A 24,283-nucleotide genomic window follows, 5' to 3' on the forward strand; every position below is an offset into this window, starting at 1 on the left:
CTGAAGTCGTTACAACCAACAGAATCGAGAAACCAGTTTAATTTAAAACTTTGGTTTCTCGATTTTTAAAATCAGCTAATAAGCTAATTTATTGGAACAGGTAAGTGGTAATAAAATGGGGAATATCCAAAGCTAGCAGTGCATAAGCAAGCAAAGCGCCGCCAATTCCACCAATTAGAAAACCACTACCATATTCGTTCCAACCTTCAGAGGTATTTAATGCTTGTGGTGGTCTGGGTGTGGTGACAGTTACAGTGGGATTGGGGGGATTGCTACCAGCATAGAGGGAAATGGCGATCGTCGAAATTACCAACAACCCAACTGTTGAAATTAATCCCGCTAAATTAGGAATGTCTGAATCACGTAATGGCCCTAACTTGGCAAATGGGCCGATTAGCCAATAACCGTGCGCCATTCCTACTTCTAAACCCCGGCGAATTGGTGATAAACCCTGACGATAAGCTGGCAAATTGTTAATGTATGCTTTGGTAAAAGCCGAAGCATTAATTGGGGTTTCTAAATTACCGATTTGTGGATCGTCAAAAGCTGGGTGAACCACTTCACGATTTCTGGGATCTCTGGGTCTGTCTTTCGATCGATCGATCGATCTAACTACCGTTTGCATATTGCTATTCTCAGCCGATAAACTACAAAGATCATGCTTTGAGCAAAACAAAAATCTCTTTACTTAACTTTATAAAACTCTGCTAATGAAAACTCCCTCAAAAGTCATAAACATTAGTAATTGAAAAATACAAAATACACTTAATTAACAGATCTCTAGATCCCCGACTTGTTCGACAAGTCGGGGATCTGAGCATTGCCAAACTGAATTGAACAAGCTCTTTTATGGCATTGGATGAAACAATAAGTCCGGGAAATAGTAGTTAAACACAATCAAAATTACTGCCTGTACTGATAGCAAAACAAACAACAGAACAGGTGCCAGAGAAAGATATTTGACGAAATAGTTTAACTGCATTTAAAACTCCTCTTAACTTGACAAGGAAAGCTCTACACGGAAGACCAATCAGTGCAGCTTCTCATTACCAAGTTACAAAATTTAAATATTTAAAAATCATTCCCAGGTTAGAAACAATAAACTCGCGATTGTTTACTTAACGCTACACCAACGCTTGTAAACGATCGCGAGTTTTAAACATCAGATAAAATTGTCGGAGCGTGTTGCCAGTTCTACCTAATGCTACTGCCAAAAGCAGGAACTAGCATACTCCCGTAGGTATAACCAAACCATCCAGAAACTATGCCGAAAGAGATATTCTATGGCATGGGATGGAATAGCAAGTCAGGGAAAAAGCGGTTAAATTCAATCAAAATCCCCGCAGTGATAAACAACCAAATTGTCGTTATAACAGGAGCGGTAGAAAGATACTTCAGGAAATATTGCATGAGAAAAATCCTCCAAGATTTTCAGAGCCAAAAACTAAACTAGCGAGGTGAAACAGGGATTTTACTGTCGTCAGCTACTAATTCACCAGTGGTGAATTCTTTTAATGCCAACAAAGGCCATAATGGGCCTGTGAGCATTTTGGAAACAGCCAGTGGTACATCGATGATGATCTCTTTTTCTTCTGGAGATTTTTCTTTCTTAACAGCTTGCAGATAGGCACGACCAACCCAGCCAATCCAACCAGTAATGTAGAGAAACAAAATACTGGGGATTAAGAAGTCGCCAGCATGATCTAAGCTACCATCTACAATCAAATGAGGTAGCCCTTCTGGGCCACACATTGCTTCAGAATAGCGATCGAGACGCTTTTTCCCTGATTCGGGATCGGCAGTTGTGGGGCGGACATCTTTATAGCGTTGTTGGAAAGCGGGAGACTCCTTACAGGGTACTAAAACAGAGGAGTCGTCCACACCAGAAGCAGAAGCAGCAGGAGCAAAGCTGAACCAAAGGCTGATTGTTAGAATTAAAGCGAACAAGCGTCGCATCGGATTGTTTCCTTTTGTTACAAAACAATAAGTTTGTTGTACAAAAAGCTGAGATAATTTGTACAGTCGAAAACGCTGATCTAGGAAGAAATAATACTCTTGCTTGGTAATTTTAGTAAAGTTGAAGTGAACAAAAGTTAAAGTTTCTCAAACTAGTTCTCAACATTTTCCCCAGAGTGAGCAATGGCGACAATTTTAGCAATAGAAACCAGTTGTGATGAAACAGCGGTGGCGATCGTGCGCGATCGACAAGTTTACAGCAGTATCATTGCCTCTCAAATCCCCGTCCATCAACAATACGGCGGCGTTGTCCCAGAAGTCGCCTCCCGCCAGCACGTAGAAACGATTAACGAAGGGATTGCCCAAGCATTTCAACAAGCGGGTTTAAACTGGTCAGAGATTGACGGCATTGCTGCCACCTGCGCCCCTGGATTAGTCGGCGCTTTGTTAGTCGGGTTAAGTGCGGCGAAAACATTGGCGATTCTGCATCAGAAGCCATTTTTAGGCGTACATCACCTGGAAGGGCATATTTACGCCTCTTACCTGAGTTCCCCGGATTTAGAACCACCTTTTCTTTGTTTGCTGGTTTCCGGGGGTCACACAAGTTTAATTTATGTTAAGGATTGTGGAGTTTACGAAACATTAGGCGAAACTCGCGATGATGCAGCGGGGGAAGCGTTCGATAAAGTGGCGCGATTGTTGGCATTAGGTTATCCTGGTGGGCCAGTAATTGACAAATTGGCAAAATCAGGTAATCCCAACGCTTTCCCTTTACCAGAAGGCAAGATTTCTTTACCCAATGGCGGTTTTCACCCTTACGATTCTAGTTTTAGTGGTTTAAAGACGGCGGTATTGCGGTTAACCCAAAGATTAGAGCAAGAAGGGCAAAATCCGCTGCCAGTAAATGACATTGCGGCTAGTTTTCAGGATACAGTCGCTAAAGCTTTGACGAAAAGAGCGATCGCTTGCGCCCAAGACTACGGACTAAACACCATTGCCGTAGGCGGAGGAGTAGCAGCGAACAGTGGACTGAGGAAACATTTACAGGAAGCAGCTGCTTCCCATAATTTACAAGTGATGTTTCCCCCAATGAAATTTTGTACTGACAATGCCGCGATGATCGGTTGTGCGGCGGCGGATCATTTGAATCGGGGGCATGGTTCGAGTTTGAGTTTGGGAGTGCGATCGCGCCTTCCCCTCTCTCAAGTCATGCAGCTTTATAACTAGAGATCCCCGACTTCTTCAAGAAGTCGGGGATCTGGGCGCTAGAGATCCCCGACTTCTTGAAGAAGTCGGGGATCTGGGCAGAATTATTAACAAATAAACAATGACTTACACCACCCAAAAACCTTTAACCTTTGAAACATTTCTCGCTCAATATGGTAATAATCCTCGCTACGAACTTGCTGACGGAGAGTTAGTTGATATGGAACCAACGGGACTTCACGAAACCGTTAGCGGTAAACTAGCAACTCAAATTGGGATTGCTATTACAGCAGAAAAACTCCCTTGGTTCATTCCTCGCACTTGTTTAATTCGTCCTTTTGCAGATGTCGCTACTGCCCGTCGTCCTGATATTGTCGTATTAGATGAAACTGTCCTTGCCAATGAACCTTTATGGCAAAGAGAACCTGTGATTACTTTAGGGCGATCGATCAAAATAGTAGTAGAAGTTGTCAGCACCAACTGGGAAACAGATTACGCTCGAAAAGTTGAAGAATATGCGCTTTTTGGAATTCCTGAGTATTGGATTGTTGATTATTTAGGCTTAGGAGGTGTGGCTTTTATTGGTAAACCCAAACAACCAACTGTTACGATTTGCCAACTAATTGAAGAAGATTATACTCAACAACAATTTCGTCTTGGTCAACAGATAGTTTCTCCTCTGCTAAAGAACTTACAACTTCGGTTTGAAGATATTTTGCCTCGTTAATCTGCTAACTTCACCGCTATTAATCACTATCCCCTGGTTGATTAGGGAACCAATTTAAGTCGAGCAGCTGCTTAAAGGAATAGGGACATTCAAGAGGGAATTTAACTGTATTACCAGTTTTTTGTTGCACGCGACCAAGCGCACGTTTGTAAATTGAATCTAGGTTTTCTGCTAGATAGTTTCGCAAAGTTGTTGTTAGAATTTCATCCAACTGATCGCGGAAGCCGTAAATTTCACTTCTCCAGTGATTAGCATTAAGTTCTCTTTCATTCGTCCAATATTCAAGCAATAATAAATGGATAATAATTTGCTTTAAAAGGCTAGATACTTCGTTTTTATCTCTTCTACTCAATTCTTCTAATTGCTCAATTAAATTTTCTAAATCAAGCGAATCTAATTGCCGATTTTTTAGTAATTGAATAGTTAGCTGTAGCCATTCAAATTCGTCAGTCTCATAAAGAGTTTTTAAATCAATGACACTCATTACGCCTTCCTTTTCTATAAATTAAAATTTAAAACATCTTCTAAGAAGTATGCTAATTTGCGATCGCGCCAATTCCAAAACTAACAGCAAGCTCACTCTCTTTCATAACGAGTCAGAATACTACTAATTTCTTTTGCCACCACATCTGGCTGTTCTAGCATAGCCAAATGTCCGCAATTGGGAATTTCAATTACATTATTTCCACAGCATTCAAATAAGGGATGAAAACTAGCTAAATGGCGCACATATTTTGGTTCCATAACCTTGTCATTGGCACCAGCGATAAAATACACAGGTTGCTTAAGTTGCGAAACTATTTTTGGCAGAGTATTAACTTCTGCTTCTGTTGTTGAGTCTAGTAAAGTTCCTAAAGCTGCTTCCGGGTGCGCCATGACAAAATCAATTACCCTTTGACGACCCCAAGATCGATCGACTGGACGTGCTACACTATCACGAGCAAATATAAAATCAATCCCTGGTAAATAACGGAGAATTCGCGGACGATACTTGACTAACTGCTGACCTACAGAACGAAATTGCTCAAAAGCTTCCTTGAGATAAATACCACCGCCAGCGTTAATACAAATTACTCCTTTGACGGACTCAGGAAACTGTTGTGCTGCCCAGAGAGCGATCGTACCACCCAAAGAATGCCCCACCAACCAAGCACTAGAAATATTTAACTCTTTAAGTAAAAGACCCAACTCATTAGCATAGACAGCTGGAGTATAAAGAGCAGCCTTAGCAGTTACCGTTTCAACCAAAGACTTATCCAGACAATCTACCCGATTCTGATTTTGCTCACCAATTTGGGAATCACCAAACCCCCGCAAATCATAACAGAGGCACTGATAACTTGGTGCCAACTGCTCGATTAGAGGTTGCCAATAGCGACGACTCAACAGCCAACCGTGAACGAAAACCAAAACATCACTCCTAGCAGTAGGAGCCGTCAACTCATAAGCGTGTGCTGTACCCCGGATGTCGATGCTTGCCATACATAGATCCTATATCAATGGGGGCTCTCTTGACTCCCCTTACACAACTCATAGCAAGCATTTGGACAACTTCCACCACATCAGCTTAGCCGCTGGGAAATGTGACAGGAAAAGATCGCAGAAATTTTGTTCCCTGTTGCCTGTTCCCTTAGACAATCATCGACCCATCAATCTTAGCTTGACGCTTTCAGCGATTTTTTGTCCGAGATATTCTGGAATCAAGCTTTCATTGGGGCCTAAAAGATAAAGTATTAAGCGAGTACGTCCCCGCCATACCAGCAAATTGGCGCTAATCACTAGCAGATCTTCTTGCCAGATAGCATACATTACCTTGTAAAACAATCCCGGCTGGTTATCCGCTTCAATTAACAGCGCTGGTAAATGAAATACTTGGTCAACGTGGAAATCAGTTTCTACCTGTTCTAAACCAGCATCGAGATTGAATTCCACCGCCAGCATTTCTTCGACCTCAAAGCGTCCCGCTAGTGCTTCTCGAATGGCGCGGCAGACATTTTCAGAGGTTTTCTCTGTTAAAGCCTTGCTACCACGAGAAACGACTAACTTAATAAACACCAGCATTGGGGGGCGAATTTGACCGTACAGGCTCAGACTATGGATAGTTAAGCCATAAGCAGCTAGTACGCCAAAAATGTCGCTCAACAGGAATGACTGATTTCGGTAGGCAAAGTAAAGCGCACTTTTATTGCCTTCCGGTTTCATTTCAATAACCGCTCGTTTGGTTTTGAAGAGTCGATAAGCTAACCTTAAGTTTTGCAGTTGACTCTCGCTACTGACAAACTGTTCGTAAAATTGGGGAAACGATCGATTGAACCGTTTTAGAAGTTCTAGAGTGGATGATTTTAAACCCTGGGCCATCATGGGCAATTAAAATAACAAACCAGATTCAAAGTCTGGCTAATTTTCAAATGTTCTTACGCTTTAAGGCGATGGGATTTCCTGGCAATGGTTTTACCAACTACCTCTCCCAAAGAGCATAGACTGTTTACCACCTAAGTTGGTCAAAATTGCAGATGAATTGAGTTTTGGGGAAATTTCCCTACTCACCGACTAAATACCGCAATTAGGTCAAGCATTAGGGGGATACGTAAAGATATACTAACTAGTGCAGGGTGGTAGGGAGCTTTCGGAGCAGGGGGGACAAGAGGACAAGGGGACAAGGTGACAAGGGGACTCTTGGGACAAGGTGACAAGGGGACAAGGTGACAAGGGGACAAGGTGAATTTTTATCTTCTGCCTTGGAGCCTTCTACCTTCTACCTTCTACCTTCTACCTTGGAGCCTTGGAGCCTTGGAGCCTTGGAGCCTTGGAGCCTTGGAGCCTTGGAGCACTAGTACGCCTACCCAACTTCCTTATTACTACGATAACCACGGCTGCATGGGTTTTTGGAAAAGCTGGTTTAGCGATTTTGACAATGCCTCTTCAACTGGGGGCAAACAAGTAGAAGAATATCCGATCGCAGGTTCAGGAGATTCGCCTAACCGTAATGGTCGCATATTTTTCTCTACCGAGCGGGACATTGATTTGTACGAACTAGAAGAACTCTGCGACGCAGTGGGATGGTCCCGCCGTCCCCTGCGAAAGGTCAAAAAGGCTCTTCAACACAGTTTCCTTGTGGGTTCCATGTGGGAAGTCAAAGGCAACCGCAAGCGCCTGATTGGTTTTGCTAGAGCTACATCTGACCATGCCTTTAATGCCACTATCTGGGATGTAGTGGTTCACCCTGATTTCCAAGGCAAAGGTCTCGGCAAAGCACTGATGAAGTACATGATTAAAAAACTCCGCAGTGAGGATATTAGCAACATTACTTTATTTGCCGATCCTCATGTGCTCGATTTCTATCATGGCTTAGGTTTTATTTCTGACCCGGAAGGCATTAAAGGGATGTTTTGGTATCCCAATTAATTTACCGACCGAACCGAAAGGCGACAATAAGTCAGCGCTTAATACTATTCTCGCTTGAATCTGCTCCACCTGGCAGAAGCGCGATCGTTATGCCCAAAACTTTTGCCAAAATAAGGTGTAGCAAATTTCAAAGAAAATGGTATACTAAGAAAGTTGCCAACCGGGATGTAGCGCAGCTTGGTAGCGCGCCTGCTTTGGGAGCAGGATGCCGGAGGTTCAAATCCTCTCATCCCGATTCTTTAAGTAACTCCACTTAGGAACCTCGGACACTGATTGTACTAACAACTTTCAGCTGTCCGTTTTTGTCGATCGTCCAAACATCATAATTCCCTGTCACATCCCCTTGGGAATCAAAGTCTAAATTTCCACTAGCACCTTGATAGTTAATCTTTTTACCTTGGCGAATCAGAGAAAGCGCTTGGCAAACATCAGAAACATTCTGTCCTGGGGGATTAGCTACTTCCCGGATTTTGTCTTTAATAGCACTACCAGAAGTAGATTTGGCAGCTTCTGCGGCTAATACTAGCACTGCTGCGGCATCCCAAGTGTTAGGGTCATAAACTACGGGTTGACGATTATTGTAGGCGGTTTTGTAGCGATCGTTAAACTGTTTTAAAGCCGCACCTCCAGCACTAGCAGCAGTACCAATCATCCCCGTAGTAATATATCCTCCTTGAGCGTTTTTCCCTACCAGTTCGGCAATCTTTAAATCTTTCATCCCATCTGTCAGCATGACTTGGGTTTTCTTCCCTAATAAACCCTGCTGATAAGCTGCTTTCAGGATTAAACTCCCAGTTTCCGGGTAAGCAACTAATAAAACCGCATCAGGATTACCTTGAAAAGCCGCTGCTACCTCTGATTCAAAACTAGAAGCATCAGGGGGATAGTAAGTAGGTTTCGCCTGATTTAAAACCTTGCCCCCTAAAGGCGTAAAAGCCGAAGTAAAAGAATTTACCAAACCTCTGCCATAGTCATTATTGAGCGCTAAAACCGAGACAGTTTTAAAACCCCTAGCCTGTGCTAATTTGGCTAAAGCTTGACCTTGGAAATTATCTGGCGGCGCAGTACGGAACCAAAACCCGCGAAAATCACCTTTTTTCGCTCTTTCTGTAAAAATGGGGCCAGTGCTGGAAGGAGAAATTTGTACTACCTGATTCCGCACCGCAATATCCACAGCAGCACTAGAAATACTAGTTCCGGCAGCACCTACTACTCCCCCGACGCGATTCACCTCTGCTAATTTAGTCATGGCAGCAGCACCAGCAGCAGGGTTAGTTTGGTCATTTTCCGAAATTAACTGTACTTGTTGACCTAAAACGCCACCACATTGATTTACCGTTTTCACGAGTAGGCTAGCACTGTCCTGCATAGAAGCGCCAAATTGAGCTAAATCTCCGGTTATGGGCAGGAGAGTGCCTATTTTGAGTCCAGAATCCGAAGATGTGTTATTTTGACAAGCAGCAGCGAGTGAGAGTAGTGCGATCGCTCCTCCACAAAAGAGCAACTTTGCCACTTTGGTACACTGTAGTTGAGTTCTTTTTGGCTGATTCATATAATTTTTCTCTATTGAGGCATTACTAACAATGTAGTCAACTTGATTCTCTTAATGGAACTCTTTTCCTTACAGCCTAGTCAGAATCAGTACAATTTAACCAATGAAATGCTGTAATATCTTCAAATGTTCTATTGACAGAGGACTAATTAGTTAATATTGTGCGATAAACAAACTGGTCGCAGATTGCGCCAAGAAAACTATCAGATAGGATACCTAGTTAAGTGTCTGAATGTGTAATTTTTCCTGCTGAGATTTTTTTAGGAGAGGTATATGAAATCAATTTTTCGCAAAGGCGCATCTCTGGCTATTGTTGGCAGTACCCTGTTAAGCTCTCTGCTGATTGGTACTTTAGAGGTACTGGCTCTTACTCAAGAACAAATTTTGCAAAAGTTAGCACCTGTATTAGTCTTTACCATTAATAACGAAAGTGGTCAGACCTTAATTAGAGAAATTCGCAATCAGCAGCAAAATAGTACAGCAAAAGTTGCCGGAATTTTCATTAGTCAAAAGGATGCTCAGGCTTTTTTAGAAAAAATGAAAACTGAAAATCCCCAACTGGCTAATAATATGCAGGTTGTCCCCAGGTCTTTAGCAGAAGTTTATCAGCTAGAGGAAGCTAATAAAAATAAGCCAGAGGCGCTGAATTTTGCTTATGTACCTACTCAACAACAGGTGGATTCGGCGTTGACAGTGTTGCGCCAAAGTGGGCAAAATGTGAATGAATTTAATGGTGTACCTTTGTTTGTCTTGAGCGGTGGACCGAATAAAAATTATTTGGCTGCTCAACGAGGAGATCAACAAATTATTCCTTTCTTTTTCAGTAAAGAAGAAGTACAGGCGGAAGCAGAGCGAATTAAAAAACAACAACCCGATTTAGCATCTTCTTTGCAAATAGATGTTATACCTTTGGAAGGATTGATAGATGCTTGGAAGAATCGTAAAGAGGAATGGTTGAGCAAAATTGAGCTAATTCCATCTAAGGAATCACGGGATTTATTGCGGGCTTTGTTAACCCAAATGCAGCAAAATAACCAAAATCCTCCGGCATCGGGAAATCAAGCTGCACCAACAAGAACTCCTCAACAAAATAATCAATCACGCCCAACAAATACTCCGGCTAATAATCAGCAACGTAAGTGATTACGGTTGTCCAGATCCCCGACTTCTTGAAGAAGTCGGGGATCTGGAGTCCAGATCCCCGACTTCTTGAAGAAGTCGGGGATCTTGCTCTTAATTTAGTAATCAAAAATGTCTGAAGAAAAAGTTGTTTCTGGTTTAGAACTTTGGGAGTGGCGAATTGCTGCTATTAGTGAGGCAAAATTGGCTGATGTTTCGCCAATGGAAGTGGATTGGATTTTGCAGGAAGTGGCAGGGTTAAGTACTTTATCTTTGCGGTTGGAGTTGTTTAAAGATCGATCGCAAATCCCCCTAACTATGCCCCTATCAAAACTAAACCAATTGTGGCAAAAGCGACTACAAGAAAGATTGCCAGTGCAATATATTACCGGAATTACTCCTTGGCGAAATTTCTCTTTAATTGTTTCTCCCGCAGTTCTTATTCCTCGCCCAGAAACGGAAATTTTAATTGATTTAGCAGTAGAAGCAGTGCAGGGGAGGTGGGGGGATGGGGAGGTGGGGAGGTGGGGGGATGGGGAGGTGGGGAGATGGGGAGATGGGGAGATGGGGAGAGATCTAGAACTAGAAACTCCCCCCACCCCCCTACCTCCCCACCCCCCCACTTCTTCCCAGTCCCCAATCCCCAGTCCCCAGTCCCCGACTCATTGGGCAGACTTAGGGACGGGGAGTGGTGCGATCGCAATTGGTTTGGCAGATGCTTTTCCTCATGCCATAATTCATGCAGTGGATCGAAGTATCGAGGCTTTAAATATTGCTCAAGAAAATGCTCAACGTTTGGGATTTTTGCCCAGAATTAACTTTTATCAAGGTTCTTGGTTTGCACCTTTACAAAATTTAAAAGGTAAACTGACTGGGATGGTATCAAATCCGCCTTATATTCCTAGTAATATCGTGCCAACTTTACAACCGGAAGTGGCAAATCATGAACCACATTTAGCCCTTGATGGCGGGAATGATGGATTAGATTGTATCCGGTTGTTGGTAGCATCAGCGCCAGAATACTTACTTCCGGGCGGAATTTGGTTGATAGAAACTATGGCTGGACAAACTGAGGCAGTAGTAGAATTGTTAAACAATCAAGGAAGCTACTGTAATATCCAAGTTTTCGCTGATTTGTCAGGGATCGATCGCTTTGTATTAGCCTTTTGTTCGGAAAAGAAATAATCTCAATATTAACCAATTACTTTTAAAGTATATCAATAATGAAGGTTTCAATAGATGCCTTAATAGATGGTGCAAAATCTAGTTCTGTAGTCAGTTTTCCTACAGATACAGTACCCGCATTAGCAGCTAAGCCAAAAAATTCTCGTTTAATCTTTGAAGCTAAACAGCGGAGTCAAGATAAGCCACTAATTTTGATGGCAGCAACTGCTGAGGAACTTTGGCCTTTTTGTAGCGGAAATATCCAAGAATTCCAAATTTGGCAGGAAGTTAGCGATCGATATTGGCCGGGTGCGTTAACGTTAGTATTACCTGCCTCCGATCGAGTACCGATCGAGGTCAATCCTCTCGATCCGACTACTATTGGTATAAGGGTGCCCAATAGTACTATCGCTCGCCAAATTTTAGCCCAAACTGGCCCTTTAGCCACTACTAGTGCTAATTTATCTGGTCAGCCACCACTAGAAACTATGGCAGAAATTGACGCGCAATTTCCTGATGTTCTGACTCTATTATGGGAGGAAGAATTGAAGAATCAGGCTGGTGGCGTTCCTTCCACAGTTGCTAAATGGACAAATAATGGTTGGCAAATTCTCCGACAAGGAGCAATTAAGCTAGTGTAACAAGGCTTTAAGGCTGAAGGTAAAAAAAAGCTGATCCTGAGTTCTTTAACCTTTGGCAAGTGGTAAATTATTATTGTCTTGCTGAGCTAGAAATTTGATAAATTTAATTTGGTGAAAGTAAACAGTTTAATAACTAATTTTTAAATCCTCATTTTGATGAACAAGCCTCAAGATTCTCAACCTAGTGTTTCTGCTCTTTCTGAACAACTTAAGCTGACTAATGCAGCTTATCATCTTGCTGCGGAAATGAGCCAATTTAAAGCAGGTTTTTTGGCAAGGATTTCCCATGAATTGCGATCGCCCTTAAATAGTCTCATCGGTCTGCACCAACTAATTATTTCTGATTTGTGTGAAAGTCCCGAAGAAGAACGAGAATTTGTCCAACAAGCTCATGCTTCAGCTTTAAAACTCGTAGGTTTAATCGATGAAATTCTCAATGTTTCTCGCACAGAATATGGTACAAATCGGTTAGATATTCAACCTTTACAATTAGCAGAAATTCTCTCTCAAGTCTACGATTTAACTCATTTACAAGCAGCAAATCGCAATCATCGGTTAACAATTGAAACACCCGCATCAGAAATTTTTGTATTAGCAGATCCGCGCTGGTTAAGACAGGTATTGTTAAACTTAGTAGATACTCCGCTAAAATATGCAGAACCGATAAATGTACGAGTTTCTGTACATTTAGATCCAGCAACCGAATATGTTAATATTTGCGTGGAAGATGAACGTCCAGCAGAGGCTTTAAGCGAACCTATAGATTTATTAAAAGGCATTTCAACAGAAGACAAAGAACCCTTACCTTTGAATGAAGATTTTACCCTTTCACCCGGATTATCTTTGATGATGAGTCAAACTATCCTGGAATTAATGAAAGGGCATTTAGAAGTTATCGCAGTTCCCTTGGTTGAGGAAAATTCAAAATTTACCAAAATTCAGTGTTCAATTCCTTTGTGTAAAAAGGAAATACTTGATGCTGAAGGTTAAAGGAATTTTGCCAAATTGCCCTAGCGACTAAAGTCGCAGGCTATACAGACAAAACCTGCCGGAAGCAGGTTTTGAAATTTTTATTTTCTGGAAGTCCGCGTAGGCGGACTAAGTTTTGTGTAGGTGCGGTTTTAACCGCCAACTATATATTCAAATTTTAAACTGTTTTTTCAAACATTTGCTCGATCGCTTTTGCGGAAGCAGAATTAATTCGGCGTTGATTGTAGAGTACCATAGCAGTACTAGGATTAGGAAATTCAAATCCTAACTTGAGATAAAATCCTTGTTGATAAGTAGTCATTAAATAAACTCTTTCCACGCGCCGAACGCGGGGATGATCGAGTAAAGTTTCGATTAACTTACGCCCTAAACCTTGACCTCGATAATCTGGGTGAATTACCACATCCCAAATTGTAGCCCGAAAAACGCAATCAGAATTAGCTCTAGTAAATCCAATTAAGCGATCGTCATCCCAAATTGTAATTACGGGATCGCTGTTCGCGATCGCAATTTCCAAATCCTCAAATGAACGGTTTTGCGCCCAAAAAGCAGCGAGTTTAAATAATCCTTGTAGCTGGACAATATCTACATCTGATTGGCGATCGCAAACCCGAATTTGACCACACTTCATTCCTTAATAACCCCCAGTATATTACCGAGTTATTTTACTAATTAAATTAGAATTGTGTGGTGTCTAAAAACACTGAATCATTTGATAATGGGTAGTAGGTAGTTGGTAATTGGAATAAAAATCAAGATAGTCAGAAAAACCCCATTCTTTAACCCTCATTCTTATCCCACTACCTACTACCTACTACCTACTACCATTTCAAAATTAACCATTCAACCAACGAGCCGCATCTTTCGCATGGTAGGTCAAAATTAAATCAGAACCAGCACGTTTAAAACTAGTTAAAGTTTCCATTACCACCCGTTCTTCATCAATCCAACCGTTCAGGGCGGCAGCTTTTACCATAGAATATTCGCCGGAAACATTGTAAGCAGCAACGGGCAAATTGCTAGCTTCCTTAACGCGCCAGATTACATCCATATAAGCCAAAGCAGGCTTCACCATTAGCATATCAGCGCCTTCAGCGATATCTAAAGCGATTTCCTTGAGGGCTTCGCGGGCGTTACCGGGGTCCATTTGATAGGTTCTGCGATCGCCAAACTGAGGCGCAGACTCAGCCGCATCCCGGAAAGGCCCATAATAAGCCGAAGCATACTTAGCCGCGTAAGACAAAATCGGTGTATCCTGATACCCCGCCTCATCCAAAGCGACGCGAATCGCCTGCACAAAACCATCCATCATTCCCGAAGGCGCAATAATATCCGCCCCCGCCTTAGCCTGAGAAACCGCAGTCTTCTTCAACAATTCCAAAGTCGGGTCATTCAACACCCGCCCCGACAGATCGCCAACCTCTAAATAACCGCAGTGACCATGACTGGTATACTCACAAAGGCAGGTATCAGCAATCACCACCAAATCAGGAACCGCTTCCTTAACAGCAGTCGCCGCCTTTTGCACAATCCCACAATCATGCCAAGCGCCAGTAGCATCAGCATCCTTATCTTCAGGAATCCCAAACAGAATAATACCCGGAATCCCCAAATCGTAGACTTCCTTCGCTTCCTCCACAATTTTATCTACCGAAAGCTGATAAACTCCTGGCATTGACTTCACTTCCTTAGCAAAACCTTCACCAGGAACCGCAAACAAAGGATATATTAAATCATTCGTCGTCAGAACAGTTTCCCGCACCATGCGGCGTAACTGAGAAGAAGTGCGGAGACGGCGAGGGCGATGAATTGGAAACATGACTTTTTTTAAACCTTATTTTGCTGAAGAGTTACTCATTTAATGAAAGGCAGAGGGCAGAAGGCAGAAGGTAGAAGGTAAAGAAAGCTTTGAGCATTTTCACCTTTTTCAACTGGATAATTCTTTCCACAACTCTGCGCTAGCTGACATACGCTAATAGAAAATCTTGACACTCCCCGCGATAAATCGAGGGGATTCTAAGCGGATACTACGGTATGGGCTCTGGGCCACATCCCTTCGTTTCAACTTAGCTGACCAAATATTGAATCTTTGGGGCGTTGCCAAGGACACCCTAGACACTTCACTTAAATCAATACTAAGTGTTGTGCTTACTTTACGCAGAATGTTCGCTGCTGCATTCGCATCAGCGTTGATATACCAATTGAAAGCGGTGCAATACAACCCACGTTTTACTCGCTTACCTGATGGCTTCCAATCGTCGGGTTTTTCACCATATTTCGGAATTAAATCGCCATCAACAAAGGAAGATTGGGAAGTATAGCTTTCCTCTGTCTCTACAAAATTAATCCCATATTGTTCGCACAATTGGGAGATTCGTTCTTTAACTTTAGCGGTGGGAATCTGCACCCATTTTTGGTTGTTATTCCTACCTAAATTAGCTTCCTGTTTTTGCTCTGGATTCCAGCCAAAAACAACCACACCAATATTGTTTTTCAGACAATGATTGACGACTAATCTAGCTGCCTTATTAACAGCATCGCGCACCTGACGATTTCTTTTTTCCGTCAGCTGCGCTAATTTCTTTGACCAAAATCCTTGGGGTTTCCCTTCTTTAATTGTAGATACTTTCTTGTTGTACCAACGGTTTAAAGATTTCAGATGCTTGCCATCAATAATGAAGCTGGTTCCCACATTTGATACACAGGTAAGCCAATTATTCATTCCTGGATCTATACCCAAGGTATTTTGCGGATTTAGACCCAAATTTACTGGACTCACCTCGTAAACAAACTCGGCATAAAAGCATCTATTTCTTGGTAGTATTCGTAATTCCCGAATTTGCTCAAACCGTAAATTACTTGGCAATTTTAACTGGAAACTCTCTATCCCGAACCAAGCTTTTACTTGTTTGCCCAAAGGGATGCGAATATTGCCTTTTTCATATTTCAATGCTTGTTTGGGATAGCTAACTGTATACAAGCCGCCCTTTCTGTATTTAGGTGGTTTTGGTTTATCTATCAACTCGCCATTTCTAGATAGCTTCTTCAATTCCTTGAACGATTTGAAAGCTTCCCATACCGAAAGACAAGTTTGTTGGGCAGATTGAGAATACATTGCTTGAAAGTGGGCATTGTGCTTAATTTTTCCCAGCAATTCGGACTTACCGACATATCTGTGAGCTTTAAAATATATCTGTCTTGCATAATATACAGCACAATTAAAAACTTTGTTTGACTCGCTACAAAGATACTCAATTATTGCTTGAGTATCTTTATTGGTGTGAATCAAAACTTGCTGACATCCAAACAATTAGATCACCTCCTTTTCTCAGTAATTGTATCATGGAAACGACAGGATAAATCCCTTGAAGAGCGTTTCATCCCCTGCTTGAAAGCTAGGGGTTTTCACGCTAGATTTGGATAATATTTTTGCCCAGCCAGATCCCCGACTTCTTGAAGAAGTCGGGGATCTGGCTGGGCAAAAAGCCTCTCTATTCGTAGGGTGCGCCAGCCATAGCGTAACGCACCATCCCCCCAGGAAAAAACATCGGAAAAGCCCCCTCCTCGCAAGCGGGGAGGGGGTTGGGGGTGGGGTTCAATTAGCCTTAAGCTGTAACAGTTGCAGTTTCCGCTTCAGCAGCAGCAACAGCATAAACGCTAACTTTCTTGCGAGTTTTACCCTTTCTTTCAAAAGTAACAATGCCATCGATGAGGGCGAACAAAGTGTCATCGCCACCGATACCAACATTATTACCAGGGTGGAACTTAGTTCCCCGTTGGCGAACTAAAATGTTGCCAGCGCGAACAACTTGACCACCATAGCGCTTAACACCTAAACGCTGGGCGTTAGAGTCGCGCCCGTTGCGCGTACTACCAGTACCTTTCTTGTGAGCCATTTTTCCTTCCTAATCTATCTACTTCTACTTTCTACTAACTCAAGTTGCTAGTTACCAAGATTATCGCTTTGATCCCCCCTAACCCCCCTTAATAAGGGGGGAACCAGATTTAAAATCCCCCTTAATCAGGGGGGAACTCCTTTCAAAGTCCCCCTTGGTAAGAGGGGAACCCCTTTCAAAGTCCCCCTTGGTAAGAGGGGAACCCCTTTCAAAGTCCCCCTTGGTAAGAGGGGAACTCCTTTCAAAGTCCCCCTTGGTAAGGGGGATAATGGGGGATCAACCTCGGCTCATAACTAGAGCAACTGTATTACTATTATTCAGCTGCTTCTGTAGTTGCGGGTGCTGCTTCTTCTGCGGTTGTAGTTACTACTTCTGCGATCGCAGGTGCTGCTTCTTCTACTGGTGCAGATGCTACTTCTGCGGTTACAGGAGTGCTTTCTTCTTTCTTCCCACCGAGTACTGTACCGTTCAGACTGATGGAATCAATCATTAAACGAGTGATTTCCTGGCGATGTCCCCGTTTTTTGCGGGTTTTCTTTTTCGGTTTCATCTTGTAAACCAGGACTTTGCGCCCCCGAAAATGGCGCATCACCGTACCCGTAACGGTAGCACCTGCAACCAAGGGCTGACCGATACTTACATCGCCGTCATTGTTAACAAATAAAACTTTGTCAATGGTAACTTCGGCATCTGCTTCGACGTGCAGTAGTTCAATGTCGTAAAAGCGACCGGGTTCTACCCGTAATTGTTTGCCGCCTGTTTCAATAATTGCGTAAGTCATGAGTTTTTGCTGATTTTGGCCGTACAGGTAGCTCAATTGGTAGTGGGTGATGGGTAGTTGGTAGTTGGTATGGAAAACCAATCACCAATGACCCATAACGAATCGCCAATCAAGCTTTTGGAATGTCTTGACCTGATCCGAGCAGGGGTAGACAGACAATCTACTATTATCTGTTTTTTTGTCGCTAAATGTCAACTCAAAAATTTTCTAGGTACGTTGTTGCGCTTCAGCGCTCTTATCTGGCGCTGAAGCGCAACAACGTACTTTAATATCAGCTAAATCCGATAACCACGTCAACGCAAAATTGCCCAAGCATAAGCTTTTTTCAGCATCAATTTATCAGCGGCTAAACTTAATTCTCGAAGTTCTTGCCGTTCTGAAGAATTAATTGCCCCAATTTGGTTTTTCTCTAATAATTCTTCATGACGTGCTTGTTGATTAAAGGTAACTTTGCTTTGGGCAATTTTTAGTAATTCATCTATTGCTAAAGTTTGCAATAATAATAATTCTGCTTGAATTTCTGGAGGTGCATTTTCTACAGAAGGCGGTAAATTTGTGGTGATTCTCTGTGCTGCTACTGCTTCTAAAGATTGGTTTGTTAACTCTGCAATTCTCGCTAGTTCTAGAAATACTGATTCTGGCAGTTCTACTGTAACTCTGCGATTAGGCATTTTTCACCTCAATTAACAGCTGAGTAACTGTTGATTACAGGTTAACATTTTCTGGGAAGGACGGAAGTCCTTATTTAACTCAGCCCAACTGGGAAAGTCATTAGTAAATTAATTGCAATATCTTCACATTTCCCCGCGATCGCAAAAATCAGGTTATTCTAGGTTAAGCCATGCGATAGAAACTATCGAGATTCCATGTATTACTAATCTCTGTCCGTTTTATCATTGCTGATGAAAAGTAAGGGAAATTGCCAACTTTGTTAAAAGATAGTTGCAAAAATTAGCAATGTAACTCAGCTATGCCTGTTGAGAGGAAACCTAATAGCAATTTAGAGGATTTATTAATATGTCAAAGACCAAAACAATTTTTGACGAATTAAAAGCTGTGGTGATGATGAAACTGCTCAGCAGCCCACTAGGACAACGCTTAATCGAAGAGAAAGCAGAGAAAAAAATCTCTAAGCCCCAAGAAGATAAACCAACAAAACCGATCGCACAACTACACAAAGCTACAGGTCAGTTAATATTTAGCGATACTAAAAAACCATTACATAACATGGGACTGGAACTCTGGGATCGAGACATCGGCACACCTAATGATTACTTGGCTAAAGGTGTAACTGACCAAAATGGTCGTTTTGAAATCTACTACGACCCTGAAAAAGCAGGCTTCAAAGATGCACCTGATTTGGAATTAAGAGTAATTGATAATCGGTTCACTTTTGATGCCAACAATCAGCCAGTTTATAGTAACCGCATTGCCTACATTATCAAAGGTGCGGACAATGTGACTCAGAAAGAATATGACTTTGGTAGTTGTACTGTCCCATACTGGCTCTACAATCCTGATAGTCCCTTTGCCCGTATTTTGCTTACCGATCCGGAAAACACCCCTGATGATTATTCCCTCGGTCGCAAATTTCAGGGCTATGATGCTGCTGGTAAACTAACTCCGATTAAAGCCAAGCATACTATCACTAATACCCTCAATCCTAACCAACCGACTTTATCAGAAATTCAAGCTGATTATCCTCCGAATAAGACGCTCGAATTAGAGAAGCAAAATCCGGGTTACACCAGAAGCGATGAATACTTTGTCTTCCGAATTCTTAATGGAATGAATCCCTGTTTACTCAAGCGTAATAAAAACAATCCCCATCAATTTAAGGTGACATTTAATTGGGATAACTACGAAAAAGATAATGAACACGACCTTAATAATGTAGAAGCATTTTTTGAATTGAAAGATGACAAACTTATACCCACTGCTATCACTATTCAAAGCCGCTATCCTGACTCTTTTGCCCCTTATTCTCCCCTGAAAGATCCTGTTACTTATACGCCCAATGATGGAGAAAAGTGGTTACAGGCAAAACGCATTTTCCGCACTAATAGCTTGTTTGTGGGTGAAGCGATCGAGCATTATTCCAAGGCTCATGTACAGATGGAACAATATGCTGTAGCTGTTTTCCGTAACTTGCGAAAAAATCCTGTCCGCTTGATGTTAGCTCCCCACCTGAAAAGCATTATCAACATCAATCGACGTGGCGATGATTTACTAGTAGAGCCAAAAGTGGGTGTATTTATTACCAACGGCCCATTAACTTATGCCGGATTCTTGCAAATGTGTAAGGAAGTCTTAGCAACTTACGATTGGAAAGGCTGGAAGCCACGTCAGCCGCTCTGCGAAGCTCATAGCTATGCCAAGATAGCTAATCTTTACTGGCAGATTTTAACAGAGTATATTGATACTTTCTTCCAGAAGTATCAACAGGAAATTGCTCAGGAATGGATTGAAATTCGCCGTTTATCTGATGATTTGGTAGAGCATAGTATGGCTTATCAACCAATCCAAGGAATGATGGTCAATACTGATAGTGATTATGAGTGGTACGACCAAAACGAAGTTGATAAACCGGATATACCCAGAGTAAATATTAATGGTACGGTGAAGGTTCTCCGACCGATTACCCTCTCCGATCAACCCAGTCCCGCAGATCTGGAAAACTTAAAAGAGTTCTGCCGTTATGCGATCTTCCACACTACCTTGTGGCACACTTGGGTGAATGATTCTCAAACTGATGAGGGGGGAGAACTCGCTTATAACTCATTGGCTTTACGCAATGGTAGTTTTGGCAGTGAGGACGATTCAGCGATCGCGCCTGATACTATAGAAGCGACAAATCAGCTTTATATACTCAGCGTCTTAAATTGCATTAAGTACGGCTTGATTCTCAAGAATGAAGACAACGATGTTCCTGAAGAGTTGAGAACGACCTTGGCACGTTACAAAAACGATTTTGACCACCTTGGTTATGATATTAGCAACCTCAGAGCCTTAATCAATATTTGATTTATTAAGGCTTATGCTTAAAAAACCCACCCTTAATTCAAAATTTATGATGCAAAATTCCAAATAGAAATGTTTTGAATTTTTGCATTATAAATTTTTCCAGGGGTGGGTTAGAAGAAATTGTGGGTAATTAATTATTTAACGACTACCAACTACCCACTACCAACAACCAACTTAACGATAGATACCGTTGTTAATGCGATCGTCTCCTTCGTTAAAAGCAGATTCTACTGATGTAACAGTAAACTCATCCAAGTTAGCTTGGAGAATTTCCTTCTGCCGAGCACTAAGTCCCGGAATATCCAATACATCCTCTACCTTTTCATAAGGCGCATTTTTGATGATCTTCGCACCCAAGTTGGGGTACATTCCCTGAAAACGCTTAAATGCCCGTAAGTTGGTATTGTTTAAATCAATTTTGTTGGCTATTTGTCCTAGCTTCGCGTCTACTTTATTTCGCAACGCAGCTTCAGCTGATGTTTCTGCCAAAACTGGTGCAGAGTTAAACGCCACGCTGGTCAAAGAAACCGCATTAGCGCGTTGAACTAATCCCAGTCCTGCCCAGCAACCAATGACTAGGGCGCATATTGTAAAGAAGCGTAACAATTTTTTCATTTATCTATACCTCCCTCAAAAACTGGACTGATGTCCACACAGCTTCCATCAAAAGATTATTATCGGTCTAATAGTGCCGTCTTTATGAACTTCTATCTATTGAGTTTTTGTTTGCATTGCCAAAAACCTATCCAGGTCGGCAAAAGTGCCTGCGTAGGTAACGGTTGGTTTGTCGTAGCCTTTGAGATGTACTACTTGTTGTTTAAAACCAGCGTCCTCAACACCTAGAGGTAACAAATATTGATAAGTAGATTCACCTAAAGCCACATCCATTCCCAGCTGCTTGGTAGAAGATTCCAAGCGAAATGTTGCATTAACAGTATCTCCTAACGCGGTGTAGTCTGGGCGATCGCCACTCCCCGTATTACCCACCATTGCATAACCAGTATTAATCCCCGCCCCAATTCGCAGCGGAAATGGTAAAACATATTCCCGATCCAATTCTTGTGTCATTTTGTACAGGTCGCTAAGTGCCTGACAAATTTTCCCTACCTCCTCATTAGTAATCGTGCGTCCACTGTGAAACCAAACAGCCATCACTGCATCACCGATGTACTTATCCACCCAACTACCGTAGTCGCGGATAATACTTCCACAATGACGAAACCAAGTGCCAATCAATTCCGAAAGCACTTTCTCATCTAATTGTCGAGTTAAAACGGTAAAGTCGCGAATATCGACTACCATTACCGAGATTAAGCGGCGAACGTGCAGGGCGGAAGTAGCAGTTAACTCGTCAGAGCTATTGTTAGCGTGTTCTGAAGAATTATCGTTACTGGGAGTAAAGAAATCTAATTCGGTTTGACCGAAGGTAAGATGATCGCCATTTCGCAGGGTTACGGGAATGCTAACCCTGCGACCATTGACAAAAGATCCATTACGGCTTCCTAAATCGATTAAATAAAATTCCCCTGTTTCCATGCACTGTAACATTGCATGGTTACGGGAAATCCAGCGATCGGGGATGACAAAATTATTGTCATCGCTTCTACCAATAGTCCAGCAATGACTGCCCACTAATGGTAGATACCGATTTCCAGAGTCGGTTTTTAGTAACAGATAGGGAACGGATGTAGGTTGCAACGTCACCGGATGTTAGAGAAGCGACGTGGAGTTAGTCAGAGTCTCTAATATTTATACTAATTTAACTGTCTGAAGTCGCATGACAGCTGTAAGTAACAGTTTTGTCAAGCTAATGGTTTAATTCAGGCAGCCGAGGCAGCTAACCAAAATAGGCCATCTACCAAAATCGTACTCAAAACTGCTCCACTAAACGCCCACCAGTGTAACTGTACTGAGCGCCAGGGTAAAGTACCCACGCCTAAGAGTACGCCTAAAAGTGCTATAGCCCAAGCAATTCCCCCAGGGCTATTAACATGAGTTGTCGCATCTTGCAAGATCTGTATTGCTAATTCTGGCTCTACCTGCATTAGTTGCCGCCAGGAAGGAATTAAATCTACTAAGTAAAAATACGTATCTGTAACTGCGGTACCAAATAAGGAACCTAAATAAAACCAGTTGCCTACTTTGCCCCAACCTTGTCTGAGACACCATAAGGCAAAGGGTAGTCCGATCGCTTCCACTGGCAGGTGAATTAATGGTTCCCAACGCAGCCAACCCCAATAAATTGACCCCGCTAACCAACTCCAACTAAACCCTAAAAGCAAATCTCCCCAAATTTGGGTTTTTGGCCTTTTCAGCAGCACAAAACTTAAACCCACCCAACCCAAGGTCAATAACAAGCTCAGCAAGGGCAACAGCCGCACTAGGGGCGCTTGGATGAACACTGGCACCGAAACCAGGAATGATGCCGCCAGGAAGACCAACCAGGCTTTCTTAGAACCGATTCGCCACCAGTCAGTGGCTCGACAAGAGGTGTAACCAGACAAGGTATTGTTTAGCAAGATTTTTAATTTTTGTTACTTTAGTTTACCTTATTTAATATATCACAACAAATATCCCCCAGGGGGGTATTTTTATATTAGCTTAGATTTTGGAAATGGGGTAGGGAGGTGGGGAGATGGGGAGATGGGGGGATGGGGGGATGGGGAGAGATCTAGATCTAGAAACTCCCCCACCTCCCTACCTCTTCTTCCTAGTCCCCAGTCCCCAGTCCCCAGTCCCTAGTCCCCGTTCCCTGTTCCCTTAATTCACATTGAAACTTTAAATTTGAAGCTGATTTTTTTGGGTAGGCTATGCTTGGTGGTCATATTGGGAGTTAAAAGTAAAGCAGACATGGGTTTATCACAACGTCAATGGCATAAGTTTTTGGGTTTAGGAATTGTTAGCGCTCTTCTTGCCTTACCTTTAAAAGCACTTTCTCAGTCGGCGGTGGCGACACCAACAGCAACGACTAGTCAGGTAAATGTGTTTCAGGCAATTGTTTTAGGTTTTGTGCAAGGGGCGACGGAATTTTTACCGATCAGTAGTACGGCGCATTTAAAAGTGGTGCCTGTTGTCTTGGGGTGGGGCGATCCGGGTGTAGCTTTTACGGCGGTAATTCAATTGGGTAGTATTGCGGCGGTTCTGTGGTATTTTTGGCGGGATTTGAAAAATATTGCGATGGGTTCGATCGCTGCGATCGCACACAAAGACTACGAAGCTCAAGAATTTAAATTAGCATTGGGAATTATTTTTGGTACGATCCCGATCGTATTCTTTGGGTTATTGATTAAAATCCTCATTCCTGACTTTGATAATTCTCCTTTGCGAAGTCTAGGGGCGATCGCTACTGCCTCAATAGTCATGTCAATATTGTTAGGAATAGCGGAAAAAATCGGCACTCGCCAACGAAAATTTGATAAATTGGGGACGAAAGATGGAGTTTTAATGGGTTTAGGGCAAGCATTAGCTTTAATTCCCGGAGTTTCCCGTTCTGGTTCTACCTTAACTGCTGGGTTATTCATGGGTTTAGAAAGGGCGACAGCAGCAAGGTTTTCCTTTCTGTTAGGAATTCCCGCTATTACTTTAGCTGGTTTGGTAGAATTAAAAGGCATTTTGTCTGAAGGTTTGGGAGATGCGGGATTACTGCCATTAATAGTTGGAGTGATCTCTGCGGGGATTTTTTCTTATTTAGCGATCGCTTGGTTGCTGAAGTTCCTGCAAACTCAAAGTACTTGGGTGTTTATTTGGTATAGATTAGTGTTTGGCGTAGTGATTTTAGGGGCGATCGCCACTGGTTTGTTAAAGAACGTCTAGTTGTGAAAA

26 protein-coding genes and 1 tRNA gene are annotated in these 24,283 nt (G+C 42.4%); 10 read left to right on the forward strand and 17 right to left on the reverse strand.

Annotation, left to right across the window (positions count from 1 at the left end; genetic code table 11):
• Positions 1-88 precede the first annotated feature (88 nt).
• The 4 genes from ACE1CI_RS04415 to ACE1CI_RS04430 form a co-directional block, all read right to left on the reverse strand.
• A complete protein-coding gene (locus tag ACE1CI_RS04415; RefSeq protein WP_413266306.1) occupies positions 89-625 on the reverse strand; it encodes a photosystem I reaction center subunit XI in 537 nt (178 codons plus the stop codon).
• Between the two features lie 222 nt (positions 626-847).
• Positions 848-982: a photosystem I reaction center subunit IX gene (locus tag ACE1CI_RS04420; RefSeq protein WP_413266305.1), complete on the reverse strand. Its 135-nt coding sequence runs from the start codon at positions 980-982 to the stop codon at positions 848-850.
• Positions 983-1,281: 299 nt separating this feature from the next.
• Complete coding sequence (psaJ, locus tag ACE1CI_RS04425) at positions 1,282-1,410, reverse strand: photosystem I reaction center subunit IX (RefSeq protein WP_413266304.1); 129 nt, start codon at positions 1,408-1,410, stop codon at positions 1,282-1,284.
• A gap of 39 nt (positions 1,411-1,449) precedes the next feature.
• Positions 1,450-1,956, reverse strand: coding sequence for a Photosystem I reaction center subunit III (locus tag ACE1CI_RS04430; protein WP_413266303.1), 507 nt, complete (start codon positions 1,954-1,956; stop codon positions 1,450-1,452).
• A gap of 183 nt (positions 1,957-2,139) precedes the next feature.
• Between ACE1CI_RS04430 and tsaD the strand changes: the two genes are divergently transcribed.
• Both tsaD and ACE1CI_RS04440 read left to right on the forward strand, forming a co-directional pair.
• Positions 2,140-3,183, forward strand: coding sequence for a tRNA (adenosine(37)-N6)-threonylcarbamoyltransferase complex transferase subunit TsaD (gene tsaD, locus ACE1CI_RS04435; protein ID WP_413266302.1), 1,044 nt, complete (start codon positions 2,140-2,142; stop codon positions 3,181-3,183).
• A gap of 100 nt (positions 3,184-3,283) precedes the next feature.
• Positions 3,284-3,889 (forward strand): Uma2 family endonuclease, encoded by a 606-nt coding sequence (locus ACE1CI_RS04440; RefSeq protein ID WP_496615232.1) that lies wholly within the window; start codon positions 3,284-3,286, stop codon positions 3,887-3,889.
• A gap of 19 nt (positions 3,890-3,908) precedes the next feature.
• On the opposite strand, the gene ACE1CI_RS04445 is transcribed toward ACE1CI_RS04440, so the two are convergent.
• From ACE1CI_RS04445 to ACE1CI_RS04455, 3 genes are all read right to left on the reverse strand, one after another.
• Entirely contained in the window at positions 3,909-4,373 is a 465-nt protein-coding gene (locus ACE1CI_RS04445) for a DUF29 domain-containing protein (RefSeq protein ID WP_413266300.1), read from the reverse strand.
• Between the two features lie 92 nt (positions 4,374-4,465).
• On the reverse strand, positions 4,466-5,371 hold the full coding sequence (locus tag ACE1CI_RS04450) for an alpha/beta fold hydrolase (protein ID WP_413266299.1): 906 nt from the start codon (positions 5,369-5,371) through the stop codon (positions 4,466-4,468).
• Between the two features lie 156 nt (positions 5,372-5,527).
• A complete protein-coding gene (locus ACE1CI_RS04455; RefSeq protein WP_413266339.1) occupies positions 5,528-6,247 on the reverse strand; it encodes a hypothetical protein in 720 nt (239 codons plus the stop codon).
• A 519-nt stretch (positions 6,248-6,766) separates the two neighbouring features.
• Between ACE1CI_RS04455 and ACE1CI_RS04460 the strand changes: the two genes are divergently transcribed.
• Complete coding sequence (locus tag ACE1CI_RS04460) at positions 6,767-7,294, forward strand: GNAT family N-acetyltransferase (RefSeq protein WP_413266338.1); 528 nt, start codon at positions 6,767-6,769, stop codon at positions 7,292-7,294.
• 161 nt (positions 7,295-7,455) lie between these two features.
• Positions 7,456-7,529 (forward strand) — tRNA-Pro (locus ACE1CI_RS04465).
• Between the two features lie 18 nt (positions 7,530-7,547).
• Here ACE1CI_RS04465 and ACE1CI_RS04470 read toward each other — a convergent pair.
• The gene (locus ACE1CI_RS04470) at positions 7,548-8,846 is read right to left on the reverse strand and encodes an ABC transporter substrate-binding protein (RefSeq protein ID WP_413266298.1); all 1,299 of its coding nucleotides are present in this window, start codon (positions 8,844-8,846) and stop codon (positions 7,548-7,550) included.
• Between the two features lie 273 nt (positions 8,847-9,119).
• Here ACE1CI_RS04470 and ACE1CI_RS04475 point away from each other — a divergent pair, with 273 nt between their 5' ends.
• The 4 genes from ACE1CI_RS04475 (at position 9,120) to ACE1CI_RS04490 (ending at position 12,760) form a co-directional block, all read left to right on the forward strand.
• A complete protein-coding gene (locus ACE1CI_RS04475) occupies positions 9,120-9,989 on the forward strand; it encodes a Tic22 family protein (RefSeq protein ID WP_413266297.1) in 870 nt (289 codons plus the stop codon).
• A gap of 108 nt (positions 9,990-10,097) precedes the next feature.
• Positions 10,098-11,150, forward strand: a complete 1,053-nt coding sequence (locus ACE1CI_RS04480) for a HemK family protein methyltransferase (protein ID WP_496615233.1) — start codon at positions 10,098-10,100, stop codon at positions 11,148-11,150.
• Between the two features lie 35 nt (positions 11,151-11,185).
• Complete coding sequence (locus tag ACE1CI_RS04485) at positions 11,186-11,770, forward strand: L-threonylcarbamoyladenylate synthase (RefSeq protein WP_413262109.1); 585 nt, start codon at positions 11,186-11,188, stop codon at positions 11,768-11,770.
• A 156-nt stretch (positions 11,771-11,926) separates the two neighbouring features.
• Positions 11,927-12,760, forward strand: a complete 834-nt coding sequence (locus ACE1CI_RS04490) for a sensor histidine kinase (protein WP_413262108.1) — start codon at positions 11,927-11,929, stop codon at positions 12,758-12,760.
• A gap of 157 nt (positions 12,761-12,917) precedes the next feature.
• Here the strand turns inward: ACE1CI_RS04490 and ACE1CI_RS04495 are convergent, their stop codons facing one another.
• The 6 genes from ACE1CI_RS04495 to ACE1CI_RS04520 form a co-directional block, all read right to left on the reverse strand.
• Positions 12,918-13,391 (reverse strand): GNAT family N-acetyltransferase, encoded by a 474-nt coding sequence (locus ACE1CI_RS04495; RefSeq protein WP_413262106.1) that lies wholly within the window; start codon positions 13,389-13,391, stop codon positions 12,918-12,920.
• Between the two features lie 204 nt (positions 13,392-13,595).
• Positions 13,596-14,579: a porphobilinogen synthase gene (gene hemB / locus ACE1CI_RS04500; RefSeq protein ID WP_413262105.1), complete on the reverse strand. Its 984-nt coding sequence runs from the start codon at positions 14,577-14,579 to the stop codon at positions 13,596-13,598.
• A 153-nt stretch (positions 14,580-14,732) separates the two neighbouring features.
• Positions 14,733-16,070 (reverse strand): RNA-guided endonuclease InsQ/TnpB family protein, encoded by a 1,338-nt coding sequence (locus ACE1CI_RS04505; protein ID WP_413262104.1) that lies wholly within the window; start codon positions 16,068-16,070, stop codon positions 14,733-14,735.
• Between the two features lie 295 nt (positions 16,071-16,365).
• Positions 16,366-16,656, reverse strand: a complete 291-nt coding sequence (gene rpmA / locus ACE1CI_RS04510; protein WP_413262103.1) for a 50S ribosomal protein L27 — start codon at positions 16,654-16,656, stop codon at positions 16,366-16,368.
• 313 nt (positions 16,657-16,969) lie between these two features.
• On the reverse strand, positions 16,970-17,437 hold the full coding sequence (gene rplU / locus ACE1CI_RS04515) for a 50S ribosomal protein L21 (protein ID WP_413262102.1): 468 nt from the start codon (positions 17,435-17,437) through the stop codon (positions 16,970-16,972).
• Positions 17,438-17,730: 293 nt separating this feature from the next.
• Positions 17,731-18,108 (reverse strand): hypothetical protein, encoded by a 378-nt coding sequence (locus ACE1CI_RS04520; protein ID WP_413261021.1) that lies wholly within the window; start codon positions 18,106-18,108, stop codon positions 17,731-17,733.
• Between the two features lie 346 nt (positions 18,109-18,454).
• On the opposite strand from ACE1CI_RS04520, the gene ACE1CI_RS04525 reads away from it, so the two are divergent.
• Complete coding sequence (locus ACE1CI_RS04525; protein ID WP_413261020.1) at positions 18,455-20,461, forward strand: lipoxygenase family protein; 2,007 nt, start codon at positions 18,455-18,457, stop codon at positions 20,459-20,461.
• A 174-nt stretch (positions 20,462-20,635) separates the two neighbouring features.
• Here ACE1CI_RS04525 and psbU read toward each other — a convergent pair whose 3' ends face one another.
• From psbU to ACE1CI_RS04540, 3 genes are all read right to left on the reverse strand, one after another.
• A complete protein-coding gene (psbU, locus tag ACE1CI_RS04530) occupies positions 20,636-21,076 on the reverse strand; it encodes a photosystem II complex extrinsic protein PsbU (RefSeq protein WP_413261019.1) in 441 nt (146 codons plus the stop codon).
• A 96-nt stretch (positions 21,077-21,172) separates the two neighbouring features.
• On the reverse strand, positions 21,173-22,165 hold the full coding sequence (locus tag ACE1CI_RS04535) for an adenylate/guanylate cyclase domain-containing protein (protein WP_413261018.1): 993 nt from the start codon (positions 22,163-22,165) through the stop codon (positions 21,173-21,175).
• A gap of 116 nt (positions 22,166-22,281) precedes the next feature.
• Positions 22,282-22,965: a DUF3120 domain-containing protein gene (locus ACE1CI_RS04540; protein WP_459563971.1), complete on the reverse strand. Its 684-nt coding sequence runs from the start codon at positions 22,963-22,965 to the stop codon at positions 22,282-22,284.
• 346 nt (positions 22,966-23,311) lie between these two features.
• Between ACE1CI_RS04540 and ACE1CI_RS04545 the strand changes: the two genes are divergently transcribed.
• Entirely contained in the window at positions 23,312-24,274 is a 963-nt protein-coding gene (locus ACE1CI_RS04545; RefSeq protein WP_413261017.1) for an undecaprenyl-diphosphate phosphatase, read from the forward strand.
• Positions 24,275-24,283: the final 9 nt, after the last annotated feature.

The organism is Floridaenema flaviceps BLCC-F50, assembly GCF_041929275.2.
Lineage (GTDB): Bacteria > Cyanobacteriota > Cyanobacteriia > Cyanobacteriales > Aerosakkonemataceae > Floridanema > Floridanema flaviceps.